At 66.4% G+C, this 1,417-nt stretch carries 1 protein-coding gene; it reads right to left on the bottom strand.

Going from position 1 to position 1,417, the window contains the following annotated elements:
• Window positions 1-106 precede the first annotated feature (106 nt).
• The gene (locus RYH74_RS24095; protein ID WP_317410358.1) at window positions 107-1,390 is read right to left on the bottom strand and encodes a Zn-dependent hydrolase; all 1,284 of its coding nucleotides are present in this window, start codon (window positions 1,388-1,390) and stop codon (window positions 107-109) included.
• Between the last annotated feature and the right edge of the window lie 27 nt (window positions 1,391-1,417).

The following is a 1,417-nucleotide window of genomic DNA, read 5'->3' as shown; positions in this document are numbered from 1 at the left end:
AGAAATTGAGCAAGACAGTTGCTCCCACCTCGACCGTATCAGCCGCGAGCCGGCTTGCCGGCGATGAGGCCAAGGTAGGCAGCGCAACCTGCTGACGGTAACGGCGCTACGCCGCCAACCGCCCACTGGCAATCGCCTCCGACGCTGCCAGCATCGCGCGCAGCAACACCGCGCAGCCCGCGGCCAGGTCCTCGGGCGTGGCGTTCTCGATCTCGTTATGGCTGATACCGTTCTCGCACGGCACAAAAATCATCCCCGCCGGCCCCAGTTCGGCCAGGAAGATCGCGTCGTGCCCCGCGCCGCTGACGATATCCATATGCGGCAGGCCCAGCGCCTGCGCCGATTCGCGCACGGCATCGACACACCCTTGGTCAAAGTACAACGCCGGAAAATCGGCTGTGGGTACCAGTTCGTGGCTCAGGCCATGCCTGGCACAGGTCGCCTCGATCACCGCGCGCACATCGGCAATCATCGCATTCAGCTGCTCACCCTCCAGATGACGGAAATCCAGGGTCATGCGCACCTCGCCCGGGATCACGTTGCGCGAGCCCGGGTAGGCCTGCAGGCAACCCACCGTCCCACAGGCATGGGGCTGGTGGCCGAGGGCGGTGCGGTTGACTGCCTCCACCACCGCCGCCGCGCCGACCAGGGCGTCCTTGCGCAGGTGCATGGGCGTAGGGCCGGCATGGGCCTCGACACCGCGCAGGGTCAGGTCGAACCACTTCTGGCCCAGCGCGCCCAGCACCACGCCGATGGTCTTGCGCTGATCTTCGAGGATCGGGCCCTGCTCGATATGCGCTTCGAAATAGGCCCCCACCGGGTGGCCTGATACGGCGCGCGGGCCGGCGTAGCCGATGGCGTTCAACGCCTCGCCAACGCTGACACCCTGGGCGTCGCGCTTGGCCAGGGTTTCCTCCAGGGTGAACTTGCTGGCGAACACCCCGGAACCCATCATGCACGGCGCAAAGCGCGAACCTTCTTCGTTGGTCCACACCACCACTTCCAGCGGCGCTTCGGTTTCGATGCCCAGGTCGTTGAGGGTGCGGAGCACCTCCAGCCCAGCCATCACCCCGAAGCAGCCGTCGAACTTGCCACCGGTGGGCTGGGTGTCGATATGGCTGCCGGTCATCACCGGGGGCAGCTTGGGGTTACGCCCCGGGCGACGGGCGAAGATGTTGCCGACGGCGTCGATGCTGACCGTGCAACCGGCGGTCTCGCACCACTGCACGAACAGGTCGCGGGCCTGGCGGTCGAGGTCGGTCAGGGCCAGGCGGCACACGCCGCCCTTGGCGGTGGCACCGAGGCGGGCCAGGTCCATCAGGGACTGCCACAGGCGGGTGCTGTCGATGTGGTGCTGGGTGGATTGCATTACTTGTTGGGCTGGGGTCATGGGATTTTCCTCAGGCATTTTTGTTGT

Source organism: Pseudomonas sp. LSJ-87 (assembly GCF_032971465.1).
Taxonomy (GTDB): domain Bacteria; phylum Pseudomonadota; class Gammaproteobacteria; order Pseudomonadales; family Pseudomonadaceae; genus Aquipseudomonas; species Aquipseudomonas putida_Z.
The sequence above is the reverse complement of the archived record's forward strand: the minus strand, read 5'-3'. Positions and strand labels throughout refer to the sequence as shown.

What these genes read in the sequence shown, in the direction of transcription:
- RYH74_RS24095 (WP_317410358.1), bottom strand. Translation starts at nt 1,390, where the DNA reads ATGACCCCAGCCCAACAAGTAATGCAATCCACCCAGCACCACATCGAC.